Here is a 3,135-nt window from a genome sequence, read left to right on the forward strand (position 1 = left end):
GCACGTCGGCGGCCGGCTCGGCGACCGCGGCGGCGGGGGCCGGCGCGCGGCCACGGCCCGCCTCGCGGACCGCGTCGGCGAGCGCGAGCAGGTCGTCCTTGCTGGGCGCGGCGGGAGCGAAGTCGGGCGTCAGCCGGACGACCTCCCACCCGCGCGGCGCGGTGAGCCGCTCGGCGTGGTCGACGCACAGGTCGTAGGAGTGCGGCTCGGCATGGTGGGCCAGCGGACCGAGGACGGCCGTCGAGTCGGCGTACACGTAGGTCAGCGTGGCGACGGCGGCACGGCCGCACGCCGTGCGCGAGCACTGCCGGACGGATCTCACGGGCTGACCGTACCGCCCGACGGCGACAGGCGACGCCCCCCACGCCGCACCCGGGGACGAGGCGGTCGCCGGACTACAGTGCTGCCGTGACGTCACCGGGCCCCGCGCACCCCTCGACCCCCGGTCACCGGGGCGTCCCGGGCCTGCGCCGCTCCCCCGCCCCGGCGGTCGCGCTCGGGTCGCAGGACGGCCCCGCACACCCCGTGCGCCGCCGCGACCGGCGCGGTCGGGGACCCCGCGGGCCGCTCATGCCGTCGGCGATGCCGGCGTACCGGACGCGCGCCGAGCGGTTCGACGACCTGGTCCTCGACGCGGTCGAGCGCCTCGAGCGCCGCTGGACGCGCCAGCTCGACGGCACCGAGTTCGCCGTCGAGGACGTGCCGCCGTCGAACCCCGCTCCCTGGGAGCACGGCGGCGTGCCGCTCGGCCGGTACTTCCCCGCCGACGCCGGACTGCCGGCGCGCATCGTCGTGTACCGGCGCCCGGTCGAGTCGCGCGCGACCGACGCCGCCGACCTGGCCGAGCTCGTCCGCGACGTGGTCGTCGAGCAGGTCGCGCACATGCTCGGCCGGGCACCCGAGGACGTGGACCCGGGATACGGCGACGACCACTAGCCTGGTCCGACGATGAGCACCACCACGCCCGCTGTCCGTGTCGTCTGCGTCGTCTACCACCCCGGCGAGGAGCTCGAGCGGTTCGCCCGCACCCTCGCCGACGCCACCACCGCCCCGTACGAGCTCGTCGTCGTCGACAACGGCGACGACCACGCCGTCAGCCGTGACGTCGCCGCCCGCCACGGCGCGCGCGTCGTCGAGTCCGGGGCCAACCTCGGCTACGGCGGCGGCGCGAACCACGGGGCCGCCGGGGCGACGTCGCCGTGGCTCGTCGTCGCGAACTCCGACCTGGAGTGGGCGCCCGGCTCGCTCGACGCCCTGCTCGTCGCCGGCGAGCAGCACCCCCGCGCAGGGGCCCTGGGACCGGCGCTGCTCAACCCCGACGGGAGCGTCTACCCGTCGGCGCGGGCGCTGCCGTCACTGACGCAGGGCGCGGGGCACGCCCTGCTCGTCAAGGTGTGGCCGGGCAACCCGTGGACCAAGGCCTACCGCGCGCAGCACGAGCGTGCCGGCGAGGCGCGCACCGCCGGCTGGCTGTCGGGGGCGTGCCTGCTGCTGCGCCGCACCGCGTTCGAGGCCGTCGGCGGGTTCGACGACGGCTACTTCATGTTCTTCGAGGACGTCGACCTGGGCGAGCGGCTCGGCCGGGCCGGGTGGGACAACCTCTACGTCCCGCAGGCGCAGGTCACGCACGTCGGCGGGACGTCCTGGCGCGAGCGCCCGGCGCGGATGATCTCCGCGCACCACGCGAGCGCGGCCCGGTACGTGTCGCGGCGCTACCCCCACGCCTACCAGTGGCCGGTCCGGACGGCCGTGTCCGTCGGCCTGCGGGTGCGGGAGCGGTCGGAGCTGCGCGCCGCCGGACGCTGACCGGCGCGAGCACGCGGCGACGGCACCCGACGGCGTCGCCGCGGGTGCACGAGCGTCAGCGGGTGCCGAGCCGCTGGTCCTCCTGCACCGCGACGTCCGGTGCACCGCTCAGCGCGGGGACCGGCTGCAGCACCGAGACGAGCGTGCCGTCGGGGCGCGCCGCCTCGACGACCAGCGACCACGCGACCGACGAGCCGTCGTCGACCACGACGTCCACGCCACGGACGGACCACTGGGTCGCGGGGTCCGCGACCGGAGCGGACGAGGGCGTGAGGACGTCGGACCCGCCGAGCAGCGCGCCGACCGGCCACGCCCCCGTCGTGCCGACCGGGACGGCCACGCGGCGCTCCGCGAGCACCTGGCCCGCGTCGCCGAGCAGCCGGACCGTCGCCGACGCCGCACCACCGCCGTCGACCGAGTCGACGCTTCCTCCCGCCGCGGGCACCGCGCCCACGACGAGCGTGCCGAGCGCGTCGACCGGGATCACCGCCACGCCGCCGTCGCCGGGCGTCGACGACGCGGCCCACGCCCGCTCGAGGGTGGGCACGTCGTCGAGCTCGCCGGGCGCACCGGGACGCGAGACGACCGCGGCCGCGACGACCGGCTCGGCGGCGTCGACGACGAACGTGTAGGCACCCGGCGCCAGCCCCCCGAGGGGCACGTCCGTCACCTCGCCGGGCACGAGCTCGACCTGTTCCGCGCCCGGCAGCGGGGTCAGGCCGTCCCGCCCGAGCACCGAGACGCTCGCGGTCGTCGGCGAGCCGCCGGGCGCGAGGAGCCGCAGCGCCCCCGCGCGCGCGTCGTCGACGCCCGTCTGCCCGACCGAGACGCCCGGCACGACCTGCCGCGGCGCCGGGGCCGCGCCGGGGACCACGAGGTCGGTGCCCGTCGGCGTGAAGCCGTCGAGCGACGAGTCCTGCAGGTGCGCGGCGACCCGGCCGCCGGTCGTCGCGACGTGCACGACCAGGCGGCGCTGCTCGGCCGCGATCCCCCCGAGCGGCACGACGCGCTGCGCGCCGGGCGCCACCAGGTAGTGCTCGCCGGTGAGGTCGACCGCCCCGGACGGGCCCCAGATCTCGAGGGTGACCTCGGCCGGCGTGCTGCCCGCGTTGGCGAGCACCAGGTGCGCGGTGCTCGTGAGGTCCGTCGCCCCGCCGACCAGCCACGCGTCGGCCGTCGGGTGCTGGCACGACGCGGCCGCGAGGCCGCGCAGGTCACCGGCCGTCACGAGCGAGCCGCTGACCGCGCCGACACGCGCGGGCGCGACGTCGCCCGGCGCGGCCCGGACGACGAACGGCGACGTCGCCGGCCTGGTCGTCGCGGGCGCGG

The 3,135-nt window shown here is 78.1% G+C and carries 4 protein-coding genes; 2 read left to right on the forward strand and 2 right to left on the reverse strand.

The window, feature by feature from the left end:
- Positions 1-322 (reverse strand): DUF3499 domain-containing protein (locus tag CBZ_RS17745; protein WP_130782803.1); only part of this gene is annotated, 322 nt, incomplete at its 3' end.
- Between the two features lie 86 nt (positions 323-408).
- On the opposite strand from CBZ_RS17745, the gene CBZ_RS17750 reads away from it, so the two are divergent.
- Together CBZ_RS17750 and CBZ_RS17755 are read left to right on the forward strand one after the other, a co-directional pair.
- Positions 409-936, forward strand: a complete 528-nt coding sequence (locus CBZ_RS17750) for a metallopeptidase family protein (RefSeq protein WP_373862197.1) — start codon at positions 409-411, stop codon at positions 934-936.
- 12 nt (positions 937-948) lie between these two features.
- Positions 949-1,806, forward strand: a complete 858-nt coding sequence (locus CBZ_RS17755; protein ID WP_130782804.1) for a glycosyltransferase — start codon at positions 949-951, stop codon at positions 1,804-1,806.
- Between the two features lie 55 nt (positions 1,807-1,861).
- Here CBZ_RS17755 and CBZ_RS21120 read toward each other — a convergent pair.
- A partial coding sequence (locus CBZ_RS21120; protein WP_246013518.1) for a DUF5719 family protein occupies positions 1,862-3,135 on the reverse strand: 1,274 nt, incomplete at its 5' end.

The sequence above is a fragment of the Cellulomonas biazotea genome (assembly GCF_004306155.1).
Lineage (GTDB): Bacteria > Actinomycetota > Actinomycetes > Actinomycetales > Cellulomonadaceae > Cellulomonas > Cellulomonas biazotea.

What these genes read in the sequence shown, in the direction of transcription:
- CBZ_RS17755 (WP_130782804.1), top strand. Translation starts at nt 949, where the DNA reads ATGAGCACCACCACGCCCGCTGTCCGTGTCGTCTGCGTCGTCTACCAC.